Genomic DNA, 12,571 nt, shown 5'->3' on the forward strand with positions numbered 1-12,571 from the left:
TACCAGCACGTCAGGATGGACGATGGGGCAACACTGGCGGGCATGACCGGCACCGCTGATATATCGAGGTCACTAGGAGCCAACGCATGAGCACTTCGGCGCAGATCGGCGTCACGGGTCTGGCGGTCATGGGCCGCAACCTCGCCCGCAACTTCGCCCGCAACGGCTACACGGTCGCGGTGCACAACCGGACCCCGGCGCGGATGCGCGCGCTGGTGGAGGAGTTCGGGAGCGAGGGCGAGTTCGTCGCGGCCGAGACCGCGAAGGAGTTCGTGGCGGCGCTGGAGCGGCCGCGGCGGCTGGTCATCATGGTCAAGGCCGGTGAGCCGACCGACGCGGTGATCCAGGAGTTCGCGCCGCTGCTGGAGCCCGGCGACATGATCATCGACGGCGGTAACGCGCACTTCGCCGACACCCGGCGCCGCGAGCGGGAGCTGCGCGAGCAGGGCATCCACTTCGTCGGCATGGGCGTCTCCGGCGGTGAGGAGGGCGCGCTGCACGGGCCGAGCATCATGCCGGGCGGCCCGAAGGAGTCGTACGACTCACTGGGCCCGATGCTGGAGAAGATCTCGGCGAAGGCGGCGGACGGCGCCCCCTGCGTGACCCATGTGGGACCGGACGGCGCCGGGCACTTCGTGAAGATGGTGCACAACGGCATCGAGTACGCCGACATGCAGCTCATCGGCGAGGCGTACCAGCTGCTGCGCGATGTCGCCGGGTACGAGCCCGCGCAGATCGCGGAGATCTTCCGGACCTGGAACACCGGCCGTCTCGACTCCTACCTGATCGAGATCACGGCCGAGGTGCTGTCCCACGTGGACGCGGCGACGGGCAAGCCGTTCGTGGACGTGGTGGTCGACCAGGCCGAGCAGAAGGGCACGGGCCGGTGGACCGTGCAGATCGCGCTGGACCTGGGCGTACCGGTGTCCGGGATCGCGGAGGCGGTCTTCGCCCGCTCCCTGTCCGGGCACGCCCAGCTGCGCGAGGCCTCGCGCGGGCTGGCCGGTCCGAAGGCGACGCCGCTGAGCGAGGCGGAGGCCGCGGCCTTCGCCGACCGGGTCGAGCAGGCGCTGTACGCCTCGAAGATCGTGTCGTACACGCAGGGCTTCCACGAGATCGACGCGGCGCGCGCCGAGTACGACTGGGACATCGACCTGGGCGCCGTCTCGGCCATCTGGCGCGGCGGCTGCATCATCCGCGCGGCGTTCCTCGACCGCATCCGCGCCGCGTACGACACCCGGCCCGACCTGCCGAGCCTGCTCGCGGACGAGACGTTCGCGCAGGAGATCGCGGCCGCGCAGGACGACTGGCGCGAGGTGCTGATCGCGGCGACGCGGCAGGGTGTGCCGACGCCGGGCTTCGCGGCGGCCCTCGCGTACTACGACGCCCTGCGCGCCGAGCGGCTGCCGGCGGCGCTCACCCAGGGGCAGCGGGACTACTTCGGGGCGCACACCTACCGGCGCACCGACCGGGACGGGTCGTTCCACACGCTGTGGGGCGGGGACCGGTCCGAGGTGTCGGCCTGACACTCCGCGGGCCCGCCTGACACTCCGAAGGCCAGGCCCCTGTCCCTGACGTGTCGCGTGGTGGGCGCCGTCGTCCGGTCGCCCACCACGCGGCGGTCACCGCCCGCCGCCGCTCAGCTCAGCGGCGGACCCGGCTCCGGGTTCGGCACCGGCTCCGGTCCCGGCGGGATCGGGGACGGGGAGGGGCCCGGGGGCGGGGTCGGGCTCGGGGGTGTCGGGTTGGGCGGCGGTGTGGGGCCCGGCGGTGACGGTGGGGGCGGCCCCGGCGTGGGCGGCGGTTCGGGGGCGGGTCCCGGCTCCGGGGGCGGGACCGGGTGGGGCTCCGGGGGCGGCACCGGCTCCGGGCCCGGGGTCGGTCCCGGATGGACGGGGTCCGGGTAAGGGTTCGTCATGGCGTCCTCCAGCCCATGGGTCGCGTCGGCTCTGGACTACTCCCCCGCGTACCCGGGGGCCGAGCCACCAGTCACTCACCCGGCGTCAATGCGGGCGGCCAGGTGGGTCATCGACGGCAGGAACGTGACAGACCGGACCCGGATCCAGCGTCACTCCCCCCACGGGGCCGCTCCCCCGGCTCACCAGCCCCGCACCGCCTCCGGCCCCGGCGTGGACCGGACAGGACCGTGACCGAGGCGTTGTCAGGTGCAGAGCGGGGGCCACGGGCGCCTGCGCCAGGACGACGACGGCGCTGCGTCCGCGAGGTCGTCGGCGGTGGCCACACCGGCTGGGCGCAGCCGGCCTTCCGTGTCACCGCCTCGAAGCGCTCCCCGGCGCCCTCGACGAGGCGGGCCCGTACGTCGACGCAACGGTCGGCGCGTTGCGTCTCCTCCTCGGCCAGGGGCTCGGTCGGACCACCGTGCTCCGCACCGTGGCGAGGACGACGACCGGGTCGAGCACACGCCCGACACGGCCCGGCGCGGAGCCTCGCGAACGCCCTTCGCGACGGCCTCGGTCCCTCGCCGCGGGCTGCGGCTGCACGGCTCCTCGTCGACGAAGTGCCGCAGTTCCAGGCCCGGACGGTCTTCGTCGCACGGTGCGTCGAAGGCGGGGACGTGCAGGGGGCGAGCAGTGCAGCAGGGCCGGCGTCAGAAGCGGCCGGGATGCGCCCGCAGCCAGTCCTTCGCGGCCTCCAGCACTGCGGGGGCGACCACGGGGGCCTCGTCGGGGTGACGCTCGGCCCACTTGGCGACGTACGGGCACAGCGGCGCCACGACGGCTCCTTCGCGCGCCGCCGTGCCGTACAGCTCACGTGCCAGGGACCCGGCGATGCCCTGCCCCTCGTGGGCCGGTTCCACGATGGTGTGGACCGGGACCAGGGCGCGTGCCGGGGCTTCGAGGACGAAGTACTCGATGTGGCCGACCACTTCGTCCCCCTGGACTGCCTCCAGGCGGCCGGCCGGCCGGTCGTCGCGGATCTTCGTCTCGCTGCTCATGGCACGCTCCTGGTCCGTTGTCCGTCCGGGCCGAGCGGCCGGTGTCAGGCCACCGGCACGGCCTGCGGGCTGCGCTCCTGATCGGAGCCGGGCACCGGCTCGGAAGGGTCGGCGCCCAGGGCCACGATGCGGTTGGCACCGTCCACGTGCACGACCCGCGGTTCGTACTCCCGAGCCTCGGCATCGGTCATCTGAGCGTAGCTGATGATGATCACCAGGTCACCGGGGTGCACGAGATGGGCGGCGGCACCGTTGATGCCGACGACCCCCGAGCCGCGTTCGCCCTCGATGACGTACGTCTCCAGACGGGCGCCGTTGGTGATGTCGACGATGTGTACCAGCTCGCCGGGCAGCAGGTCGGCGGCGTCGAGAAGGTCCGCGTCGATGGTCACCGATCCCACGTAGTGCAGGTCGGCCTGGGTGACGGTGGCGCGGTGGATCTTGGACTTGAACAGAGTACGCAGCATCTGGACTCCTGGAAGACGGCTCCCTGCCTGCTTTGTGCAGGTCAAGGGCGGTCTTCACTCTACACGGGCACGTCCCGGTCGACGATTGTGAGGAACATCGCTTCTTGCGCCCCACGCAACAACGGTCGGCGTCGGCCCACTCGCCCTCGTCCACCGAGCCGCGCTGTCCGGCCAAGCCGGCCGCCGTGACCACGTAGCCTCCTCACACCTGCGCGGACGGTAGGGGTAACTACCCCTACATGGCCGGTTCCTGGCGGTCATCCGTGACGACGTCGATGTCGTGCTCTACGGGGTCCGGCAGGGGCCGGACAGGGGTTGTCCGGCCAATTTGTCGCTGCCAGTCTCAAATCGCTCGTTCAGGCCTCACCGAAAGGGGAGGCCGTTCAGCCTTGAGCGACCCGCATGTCCACCATGAGGAGATACAGCGCGCCGTCGAACAGATCCGGCCGCGGCACGCAGGTCCGGCTCGCCTCGGCCGGACCACCGACCGCCCGCGGATCCCGGGCGGTGGTGAGCCTTTCAGGACATCACGTCGGCTTCGCGCGGCCCCTTCTTCCGCTGCCGGCCGTGCCATGCCCGAACACGCCACCCCGACTCAGGGAGTTCATCCGCTATGGAATCGCACATAGTACTGAGCGCCGGATCTGCCGCATCGGTCACCGCGAGTGTGCTGACCGCCCTGGCGGTTCTCATCCCGACGGCCGGCCTGTTCGCCTGGGCCGCCCGGAAGGTGGGCCAGCCGAGCGTGATGGGGGAGATCGTCGCTGGGATCGCGCTCGGCCCCAGTCTCCTCGGGCTGCTCCCGGGGGACCTTCCCGCTGTGCTGTTCCCGGCAGAGGTCAGACCGTATCTACAGGTGCTGGCCCAACTGGGCCTGGTGTTGTTCATGTTCGGCGTCGGATATCACCTGGACATCGGTCAGCTGCGCAGGAGCGGCCGGCAGGTGACCGTGGTGTCCCTCGGCTCGGTGGCACTGCCCTTCGCGATGGGCTCGGGTCTCGCCGTGGCACTCCAGCCCTGGGTCGATCGGTCGGAGCTGAAGACCACGGAGGGGCTCGGTCCCGCGTTGTTCCTGGGCGCGGCCATGTCCATCACCGCTTTTCCGGTGCTGGCGCGCATCATCACCGAGCGAGGTCTGGCCAAAGGACGCGTCGGCACGCTGGCACTCGCCTGCGCGGCGCTGGAGGACCTCCTCGCCTGGTGCATCCTGGCGGGTGTCGTGGTCGTCGTGAACTCCACCGGCTCCGGCTTTCTGGTGCGGATGGCGCTGGAGTCCGCGGTGTTCCTCCTGGTCATGGTCTTCGTCGTACGGCCGGGGCTGAACAGGCTGCTGGCGCCCGAGCGGCGCTGGGGAGGCAACGCGCATCTGACCCATGTGCTGCTGATCACGGGTCTACTGCTGAGCGCGTGGGCGACGCACGCCATCGGGCTGCACACGGTCTTCGGTGCCTTCGTGTTCGGTCTCGCCGTGCCGCGCCGGCACATCGACGCGCAGACGCCGGAGGTACCCGAGCGCATCGAACAGGCCAGCCTGCTGCTGCTCCCTGTGTTCTTCACGGTCACGGGGTTGTCGGTGCATGTCCAGGGGTTGGGCACGCAGGGTGTGCTGATGGTGGTTGCGGTGCTCCTGGTCGCGTGCGTGAGCAAGTTCGCCGGGGCGGCAGGCGCGGCCCGGCTGACGGGGGCGCCCGCGCGAGAGGCGGCGACGCTCGGTGTGCTGATCAACACGCGAGGGCTCACGGAGCTGGTGATCCTCAACGTGGGGCTGGCGTTGGGCGTCATCGACACCAGGCTGTTCACCGCCATGGTGATCATGGCGCTGGTCACCACGCTGATGGCCGGGCCGCTGCTGACCCTGATCGAGCGGGGCCAGGACGCCGCGACCGGCCCGAAGCAGCGGGACGCCGGAAGCCGGGATCCCGCGCACGACCGGGTTACGCGCCCTTAAGAGGGCCTTGAGCCGACGTGGTTAGCGTGGCGCGCGGACTTGCACAGGCCGGTGAAAGGACGACTGTGAGCGAACTGAAGAACCTGGTGCTGGACCAGATCCGCAAGTACCACCAGGAACAATCGGCCGTCCAGCCCTTCGTTCCAGGCGTCACGCCGCTGCTGTCGGCCGGGGCCGTGCTCGACGAGGACGACCGGGTGGCCGTGGTCGAGGCGGCCATGGATCTGAACCTGACAGCGGGCGCGGCGTCCCGCAGGTTCGAGAGCGCCATGGCCCGCTACCTCGGGCTGCGCAAGGCACATCTGACGAATTCGGGTTCTTCGGCGAACCTGCTCGCGCTGAGTTCGCTCACCTCCAGCCTGCTGGGGGACCGGAAACTACGCCCCGGCGACGAGGTCATCACCGTGGCGGCCGGGTTTCCGACGACGGTCAATCCGATCCTGCAGAACGGCCTGGTTCCCGTCTTCGTCGACATCGAACTCGGCACGTACAACACGACCGTCGAGCGGATCGAGTCGGCGATCGGGCCGAAGACCAAGGCCATCATGATCGCGCACGCGCTGGGCAACCCGTACCCGGTCGAGGAGATCGCCCGGCTGGCCGAGGAGCGGGAGCTGTTCCACGTCGAGGACAACTGCGACGCGGTGGGGTCGACGTACAAGGGGCGGCTCACCGGCACCTTCGGGGATCTGAGCACCATCAGCTTCTATCCCGCGCATCACATCACCACGGGTGAGGGTGGCTGTGTCCTCACCAACAACCTCGCGCTGGCCCGCATCGTGGAGTCGCTGCGCGACTGGGGTCGGGACTGCTGGTGCGAGCCGGGCGAGGACAACAAGTGCCGTAAGCGCTTCGGGTACCAGATGGGGACGCTGCCGTACGGCTACGACCACAAGTACATCTTCTCCCACGTCGGTTACAACCTGAAGTCGACGGACCTGCAGGCCTCGCTGGGGCTGACACAGCTGACCAAGGTGGACGACTTCGGCCGGGCCCGCCGGCGGAACTGGCGGCAGCTGCACGACGCGATCGAGGACCTGCCGGGCCTGCTCATGCCGCGTCCGACCGCACACAGCGACCCCAGCTGGTTCGGTTTCGTCCTGACCGTCGCGCACGACGCCCCGTTCACCCGCGACGAGCTGGTCGCGTTCCTGGAGGGGCGGAACATCGGGACCCGTCGCCTCTTCGGCGGAAACCTCACGCGCCATCCAGCCTTCCAGGACCGGCCGCACCGCATCGCGGGCGATCTGACGAACAGCGACATCATCACCGAGCGGACCTTCTGGATCGGCGTCCACCCCCGGCTCACCGCCGAGATGGTCGACTACCTGGCCGACTCGGTCCGCGAGTTCGTCGAGGCCGCCTATCGCCGTCGTGGGAGCGGCGCCGGCGTACCGGCCTGACCGGCGCGCCATCCACTTCACCGAGGAGGTACTGCTGTCATGACTGAACGGAATCCGCGACACGACGCCGCCGGGGACGCGGGCGGCGACCCCTACCCGTACTACGCGGAGCTGCGGCGGGAGTGCCCGGTGGCCAAGGTCCGCCAGGGCAACGGGATGGAGATGTACCTCGTCACGCGGTACGAGGACGCCCGGGCGGCTCTGAACGACGTCCGGCTCGGGAAGAACCCCAAGCACGGTGCGGCGATGCTGGCCGCCAGCGGCGCTCCGCTGCCCAAGGAGGGCGGCTCCAACCTGGCCGGTCACATGCTCGCCAGCGATCCACCCGAGCACACCCGGCTCCGCGGGCTGCTCGCCAGGGAATTCACCGCCAGGCGGGTCGAGGTGATGCGCGAGCGCATCCAGCGGACGGCGGACGAACTCGTCGACGGCATGGCGGACCGGCTGTCCGACGGGCAGGGCGTGGTGGACCTGCTCACGGAGTTCGCCTTCCCGCTGCCCATGACCGTCATCGCCGATCTGCTGGGCATTCCGCTGGCCGACAAGGACAAGTTCCGAGCATGGTCGCAGGCCGTACTGCTGCCGCTCGGCACACCGGGCAAGGCGGAGGGGGTCCAGGAGTTCAGCGCGTATCTGGCCGAGCTGATGGGGGCCAAGAAGGCCGCCCCCGGCGATGACCTGTTCAGCGCGCTGGCCGCGGCCGAGGGCGACGACAAGCTGTCCCCACAGGAACTGATCGGCACCGCGATCCTCATGATCATCGCCGGTCACGACACCACGGTGAACCTCATCGCCAACGGGACGCTCGCTCTGCTGCGCCACCCCGAACAGCTGAAGCTGCTGCGGGACTCCCCCGAGCTGCTGCCGGAGGCGATCGAGGAGTTCCTGAGATACGACGCCCCGCTGGAGCGCGCCACCGCCCGCTGGGCTGTGGAGGACATGGAGATCGCCGGCACGCCCGTGCCGAAGGGGAGCTTCGTCAACGTCATCCTCGGTTCCGCCAACCGGGACGAGGCGGCGTTCCCCGACGCCGACCGGTTGGACATCACGCGCCAGGGCGGCAACCGCCACATCGCGTTCGGCCGGGGTATCCACCACTGCATCGGCGCACCACTGGCGCGGCTGGAGGGCGAGCTGGCCATCGGCACGCTGCTGCGCCGCTTCCCCACCCTTGAACTGGCCGTGGCCCCGGAGGAGTTGCGCTATCGGCAGAGCATCGTCATGCGGAGCCTTACGGCCCTTCCGGTGCGGGTCGCCCTCGGCTGAGCAACGCAGCGCGGCGCCTTCGGGCTCCGCCGCAGGCCCGGAGCCCGGTGTGAAACCGGGAGCCGGGCCTGCGGTTGTCACGCCGTGGGCGTTTCCGGGCCTGTGGGCGGCAGCTCGTTCCCGCCCGTGACCAGGACGCTTTGGAGCTCAGTGGACAGATCGGTGCGCCGCTTGGCGTTGAGCTTGCGGTACACGCTGGTCAGATGCTGTTCGACCGTACTGATGGTGATGAACAGCTTGGCGGCGATCTGCCGGTTCGACTTCCCCCGGGCAGCGAGCACCGCGACCCTCAGCTCCGCATCGGTCAGCTGCGAACGCCGGTCGGTCCCGACGGGTGGCCCCTCGGGAGCGCCCGAGGGCCGTGGTGCCGTCCCTCCGGGCGTCCTCCTGTGGGAGGGGACGCCGACCAGCTCGACGCCCGTCTTCTCGGCCAGGCCGCGGGCCATCCGGGTCAGCTCACGGGCCTCGTCCCGGTGTCCGCGGCCATCGTGCGTGCGGGCGAGCTCCACCAGGCCCAGGGCCAGTTCGAAGAGGTCGCCGGATTCGCGGAGGTTCTCGACGGCCTCGCCGAGGAGCGCCGTGGAGTCCTCCGCCTTCTCGACGGCCCCGAGGATGCGCAGCGATACGCCACGTGTGCGGAAGTCGTCGGGCGACGCGCCGGCCAGCTGCTCGGTGAGCAGATCCCGCACCTGGTTGGTGTGGCCGAGCGCCGCAGACGCCTGTGCGGCGTCCGTCCTCCATGCGACGAGACGGGGGTCGTCGAGCTCCCACTTCATCATCAGGTCGCCGCAGGCCTGGAAATCCGAGAGGGCGGCGTGCGGACAGTCCATGGCCAGGTGGTAGCGGCCCCGGGCCTGCAGATAGTGCAAAGCACCCATGGTGTCGAACATGGCCTCCGGCACCGGGATGCTCAGGTAGGCCGCGGCGCTGTCGAGCTTCCCCAGGGCCGTGGCCGCGAGCACCATGTTGGCGATCGGCGATCCCACGGCCACGCCCCAGCTCTTGGTAGAGACGAGGGTCAGTGCGTCCCGGGCGAACCGCTCGGCCGTGGCCATCCGTCCCCGACGGATGTCGATGAACGCGCGCAGGTTGGCCAGGAGTGCCTGCCACATCGAGGCCCGCCGCTGCGCCGCCTGCCGCAGCAGGGAGTCGCCCCAGTGCACGGCCCTGTCGAGCTGGTTGAGGTGGATGAGCGACACCAGGGCGGCGGAGAGTGTCGGCAGGGTGTGGTCGTCCAGTCTGGCCCCGAGCAGGGTCTGCTCGGCGGCGCCCAGCGCGTCGTCCCCGGCGCTCTGCGGAAGCACCGGGCTCACGTACAAGGCGTTGCCGGTGGAGATCCGGGCCGCCGGGGCGTGCGCCTCGAGCCCAGAGTTGACGTGACCCACCCGGTGACGGGCGAAGAGCCCCGGAAACGCCCAGCCGAGTCCCATTCGGATCGGGTCGAGTTCCTTGGTGGTGCCGCTGCCGTGCCGCTGCATGGCCTCGAGGATGTCGAGGACTTGTTCCGTCTGGCCGAACCAGAGCAGATGCCCGACCAGCGCGACGGCGTCACGGAACTCCAGCCGGTTGTCGAGTGCGGCGGCGCTCAGGCCCGGCATGTACGGCAGGGCCGCCTCCGGGCTGCCGCGCCACTTGGCGCGCACGAGTGCCGCGGTGATGGCCGCCTGCTCGCGTTCGTCGGTCGAGGCACGGCCGGCCATCCGCAACCAGGCGATGGCGGAGTCGGAATCGTTCGCGGCGAGCGCCTCGTCGGCGGCCTCCCGCAGCACGGGTACGGTCCAGTCGCCGTCGGCCCGTCCGGCGCTGGACAGGTGCTGGGCCACCACGGTGGCCGACGCCCCGTGCTCATGGAGTACGCGGGCGGCCTCGCCGTGCAGGTCGGAGCGGTCCGCGCCGTCCGGGGACCACAGGACGGCCTCGCGGGCGGCGTCGTGGCGGAACCGCCCTGAGCGGAGCAGTCCGAGGCCGTGCAGGGCGCTGATGGCCCGGGCCAGCGACTCCGGGTCGGAACCCAGGACGTCGGTGAGGACGGGCAGGGTCGCGTGCTTGCCCATCACCGCCATCGCCCGCGCCACGTTCAGGGTCAGCGGGGCCCCGCGGTAGAGACAGGCGGAGACCGCACGCGCGAAGGCGTCACCCGGGATCAGCTCGGCCCCCGGTGCCCGGGCCTCGGCATGGTGGTCCTCCAGCATGGCGTGGACCAGCAAGGGGTTGCCGCCGGTCGCGTCGTGGCACGAGGCCGCGACACGACGCGAGGCGCGCATGCCCAGGTCCTCGGCGAGGATCTCGGCGACACCGTCCCTGGAAAGCAGTTTCAGCCGGATCTGGTGACAGTGCGGGTGGCGCAGGAGCTCCGCGTCGAAACGGGGATGACTGAATTCCGGTTCGTCACATCGGTTGAGGACGAGAAACACCCGTGCGGGGCGCAGACTGGCCCGCCGTATGAGATACAGGAGTGCCTCGAGTGACAGCACGTCCGCATAGTGGACGTCGTCGACTCCTATGACCACCGGTGCGCGATTGCTGAGCGCATAGAGCGCCTGGCTCACCACGGACGGCGCACGCACATCTAATCCGCCGGTCACATCGGTTTGCGATTCCCATAACGACCGAGGCCCTTTTGCCTCCGCAGTGGAAATACTGTGTGTCGCCGCCTCCGTCAGACGCCGGACGTTGTCATCGTTCTCCGCAAAAGGCGCGGAACTCGCTATAATTTGGCCGATCACTCCGAGCGGCAGGGCCCGTTCGGTCCGCGAGCCGGTCGCCTGAAGAAATACGGCGCCTTCACTGACGACTTCTCGCGCAAAGGCGTGCAACAGAGCAGATTTTCCACTGGCCACGGCCCCCGATACGACCGCCAGCTGAACACTTCCCTTCTTCCCCTCGGTGAACAACCGCCGTAGGGTTTTGAGCTCTCTTTCCCTTCCGACTAAGTGCATGATTCCCCCGCATCTCACGACGACGCGTACAGCCCGGGGCCGGAAACCCCCTGACGACTTGACCAAGCCTTTGCGAGTCTGCCATACGGGTAGGGCCTCGGAAGCGAGTGATCCACTGCTGGTGCGAAATTTTCCGGCGGCCGGATAAGCGGGGGGCAGGATTCCGTTACTCGGGAATCGCCGTGGGCGCGGGGCTCACCCGCCTGCCGCCGAAGGAACGGGTGCCGAACGCACCCATGCGGAACTCACCCCTGATCCTGTCACCGTCGACTGTGGCCCGGCCGGAGAACCTCAGGACCTGCGGTTTGCGCAGCGTGGACTTCCACGTCAACTGGTCTCCGTCGACCGCGCCCTCTTCGAGGGCGACCTTGCTCTCGACCATGTCGAGCGTTCCGGTGAAAGCGTCGGCCGTCTCGACGATGGACAGCACCCACTCGAAGTCGCCCTTCGGTGTGTGCACCTGGATCTGCCAGTCACCCGCGATGCTCATCGTGCCCCCTGCCCCGCGCCGCATGACGCTCATGCGGCGTTCATCCGTACGAGTAGTGGTGTGCTCGATCGACTTCAGGCTAGGAAGCGGGCATTGTCTCTCTCTAAAGCCGTAGGGGCGCCCAGGGCCGGCAAGGCTCCGGGCGCCCCTTGCCCCCTCGGGGCCGGACGGCGTACCGCCTACTCGCTCAGCAGCTCGGAGACAGTGGCTGCCAGCGACTGATCGGCGAGCATGCCGCCGTGGTCCACGTCGCACCTGATCTCGCGCGCCACCGTCACCTCCGTACCCGCGGACCGCATCGCGTTGAGGCCGCTCAGCGGGGTGTTGGAGCTGAACGCGACGGCGGAGCGCCAGCGCTCGCGCGGGTCGATGTCGCCGGCTGCGGCAAGGTAGTTCAGGAACGTGGCGAAGACCTCGAAGAGCTCCGCCCGGCGCTTCTCGTCCAACCCGGCTTTGGCGAGCGCCGGTTCGCCGAAGTCCCACATCAGGGAGATCAGTGCGTCTTTCAGGTCACCGAGGTCCTCGGTCTGCTCGTAGGCGCGCCGGCCGATCTCCCGGGCCTCGGCGATGTCCTGCGCCGGCAGCACGGAGTTCATGAACCCGGTGACCTTCTGGAACTGCCACATCAGCGTCTGCGCCGTGGACAGTTCGGGGTCGAACAGCACCAGCAGGGGCTCGTTCGCCTGCCACTGGGCGATGCGCTCCGCCAGCGCGGCGGCATACACGGAACCAGCGCAGAATCCCAGCAGCGCCTTCACATGGGGGCGTTCCTCCGCCGGCTTGCGCGCCCACTGATCGATGTAGCCGGCGCCCGACGCGGTGAACGCACTGCCCGCGGCCGGCGGCACGGTCTCCCAGACGGTCGCGGCGACCTTGAGGTGAGCCACCAGGTCGGTGAACCGCGCCTCGGGCCGTCCTGTGGTGTCGAAGTCCACGGCCAGGACCACGGACCCCGACGGGTCGCTGTCGCTCAAAATCTTCCATGCCGCTGTTTCCGTCATCGTCATCCCTTGTTCGCAGACGGCTGGAGCGACGACGAGTGTAGAACCCACCGGATAGCGCGGGACAGCCCCTACTGCCCCTATGCGGACCCTTGTCCAGA

At 69.9% G+C, this 12,571-nt stretch carries 9 protein-coding genes; 4 read left to right on the forward strand and 5 right to left on the reverse strand.

Features of this window, described 5'->3' with window-relative positions; genetic code table 11:
• The first annotated feature begins 86 nt into the window (after nt 1–86).
• A complete protein-coding gene (gene gndA, locus ACWCPI_RS09460) occupies nt 87–1,526 on the forward strand; it encodes an NADP-dependent phosphogluconate dehydrogenase (protein WP_451037548.1) in 1,440 nt (479 codons plus the stop codon).
• A gap of 1,082 nt (nt 1,527–2,608) precedes the next feature.
• On the opposite strand, the gene ACWCPI_RS09465 is transcribed toward gndA, so the two are convergent.
• The gene (locus ACWCPI_RS09465; protein WP_451037549.1) at nt 2,609–2,956 is read right to left on the reverse strand and encodes a GNAT family N-acetyltransferase; all 348 of its coding nucleotides are present in this window, start codon (nt 2,954–2,956) and stop codon (nt 2,609–2,611) included.
• Between the two features lie 44 nt (nt 2,957–3,000).
• Nucleotides 3,001–3,423, reverse strand: a complete 423-nt coding sequence (gene panD, locus ACWCPI_RS09470) for an aspartate 1-decarboxylase (RefSeq protein ID WP_388806013.1) — start codon at nt 3,421–3,423, stop codon at nt 3,001–3,003.
• 613 nt (nt 3,424–4,036) lie between these two features.
• Between panD and ACWCPI_RS09475 the strand changes: the two genes are divergently transcribed.
• From ACWCPI_RS09475 to ACWCPI_RS09485, 3 genes are all read left to right on the forward strand, one after another.
• The gene (locus ACWCPI_RS09475; protein WP_451037550.1) at nt 4,037–5,371 is read left to right on the forward strand and encodes a cation:proton antiporter; all 1,335 of its coding nucleotides are present in this window, start codon (nt 4,037–4,039) and stop codon (nt 5,369–5,371) included.
• 65 nt (nt 5,372–5,436) lie between these two features.
• Nucleotides 5,437–6,774, forward strand: a complete 1,338-nt coding sequence (gene rfbH / locus ACWCPI_RS09480) for a lipopolysaccharide biosynthesis protein RfbH (protein ID WP_451037551.1) — start codon at nt 5,437–5,439, stop codon at nt 6,772–6,774.
• Nucleotides 6,775–6,813: 39 nt separating this feature from the next.
• The gene (locus tag ACWCPI_RS09485; RefSeq protein WP_451037552.1) at nt 6,814–8,040 is read left to right on the forward strand and encodes a cytochrome P450 family protein; all 1,227 of its coding nucleotides are present in this window, start codon (nt 6,814–6,816) and stop codon (nt 8,038–8,040) included.
• 77 nt (nt 8,041–8,117) lie between these two features.
• Here the strand turns inward: ACWCPI_RS09485 and ACWCPI_RS09490 are convergent, their stop codons facing one another.
• From ACWCPI_RS09490 to ACWCPI_RS09500, 3 genes are all read right to left on the reverse strand, one after another.
• Nucleotides 8,118–10,979, reverse strand: coding sequence for a helix-turn-helix transcriptional regulator (locus tag ACWCPI_RS09490; protein ID WP_451037553.1), 2,862 nt, complete (start codon nt 10,977–10,979; stop codon nt 8,118–8,120).
• Between the two features lie 166 nt (nt 10,980–11,145).
• Nucleotides 11,146–11,469 carry a hypothetical protein gene (locus ACWCPI_RS09495; protein WP_451037554.1) on the reverse strand — a complete coding sequence of 108 codons (324 nt, stop codon included), beginning with the start codon at nt 11,467–11,469 and terminating at the stop codon, nt 11,146–11,148.
• A 179-nt stretch (nt 11,470–11,648) separates the two neighbouring features.
• Nucleotides 11,649–12,470 carry a hypothetical protein gene (locus ACWCPI_RS09500; RefSeq protein ID WP_451037555.1) on the reverse strand — a complete coding sequence of 274 codons (822 nt, stop codon included), beginning with the start codon at nt 12,468–12,470 and terminating at the stop codon, nt 11,649–11,651.
• Nucleotides 12,471–12,571: the final 101 nt, after the last annotated feature.

The sequence above is a fragment of the Streptomyces sp. NPDC001920 genome, assembly GCF_053594495.1.

Coding starts and splice junctions, on each gene's coding strand:
- panD (WP_388806013.1), bottom strand. CDS start 3,423: ATGCTGCGTACTCTGTTCAAGTCCAAGATCCACCGCGCCACCGTCACC.
- ACWCPI_RS09490 (WP_451037553.1), bottom strand. CDS start 10,979: ATGCACTTAGTCGGAAGGGAAAGAGAGCTCAAAACCCTACGGCGGTTG.
- ACWCPI_RS09485 (WP_451037552.1), top strand. CDS start 6,814: ATGACTGAACGGAATCCGCGACACGACGCCGCCGGGGACGCGGGCGGC.
- gndA (WP_451037548.1), top strand. CDS start 87: ATGAGCACTTCGGCGCAGATCGGCGTCACGGGTCTGGCGGTCATGGGC.
- ACWCPI_RS09475 (WP_451037550.1), top strand. CDS start 4,037: ATGGAATCGCACATAGTACTGAGCGCCGGATCTGCCGCATCGGTCACC.
- ACWCPI_RS09500 (WP_451037555.1), bottom strand. CDS start 12,470: ATGACGGAAACAGCGGCATGGAAGATTTTGAGCGACAGCGACCCGTCG.
- ACWCPI_RS09465 (WP_451037549.1), bottom strand. CDS start 2,956: ATGAGCAGCGAGACGAAGATCCGCGACGACCGGCCGGCCGGCCGCCTG.
- ACWCPI_RS09495 (WP_451037554.1), bottom strand. CDS start 11,469: ATGAGCATCGCGGGTGACTGGCAGATCCAGGTGCACACACCGAAGGGC.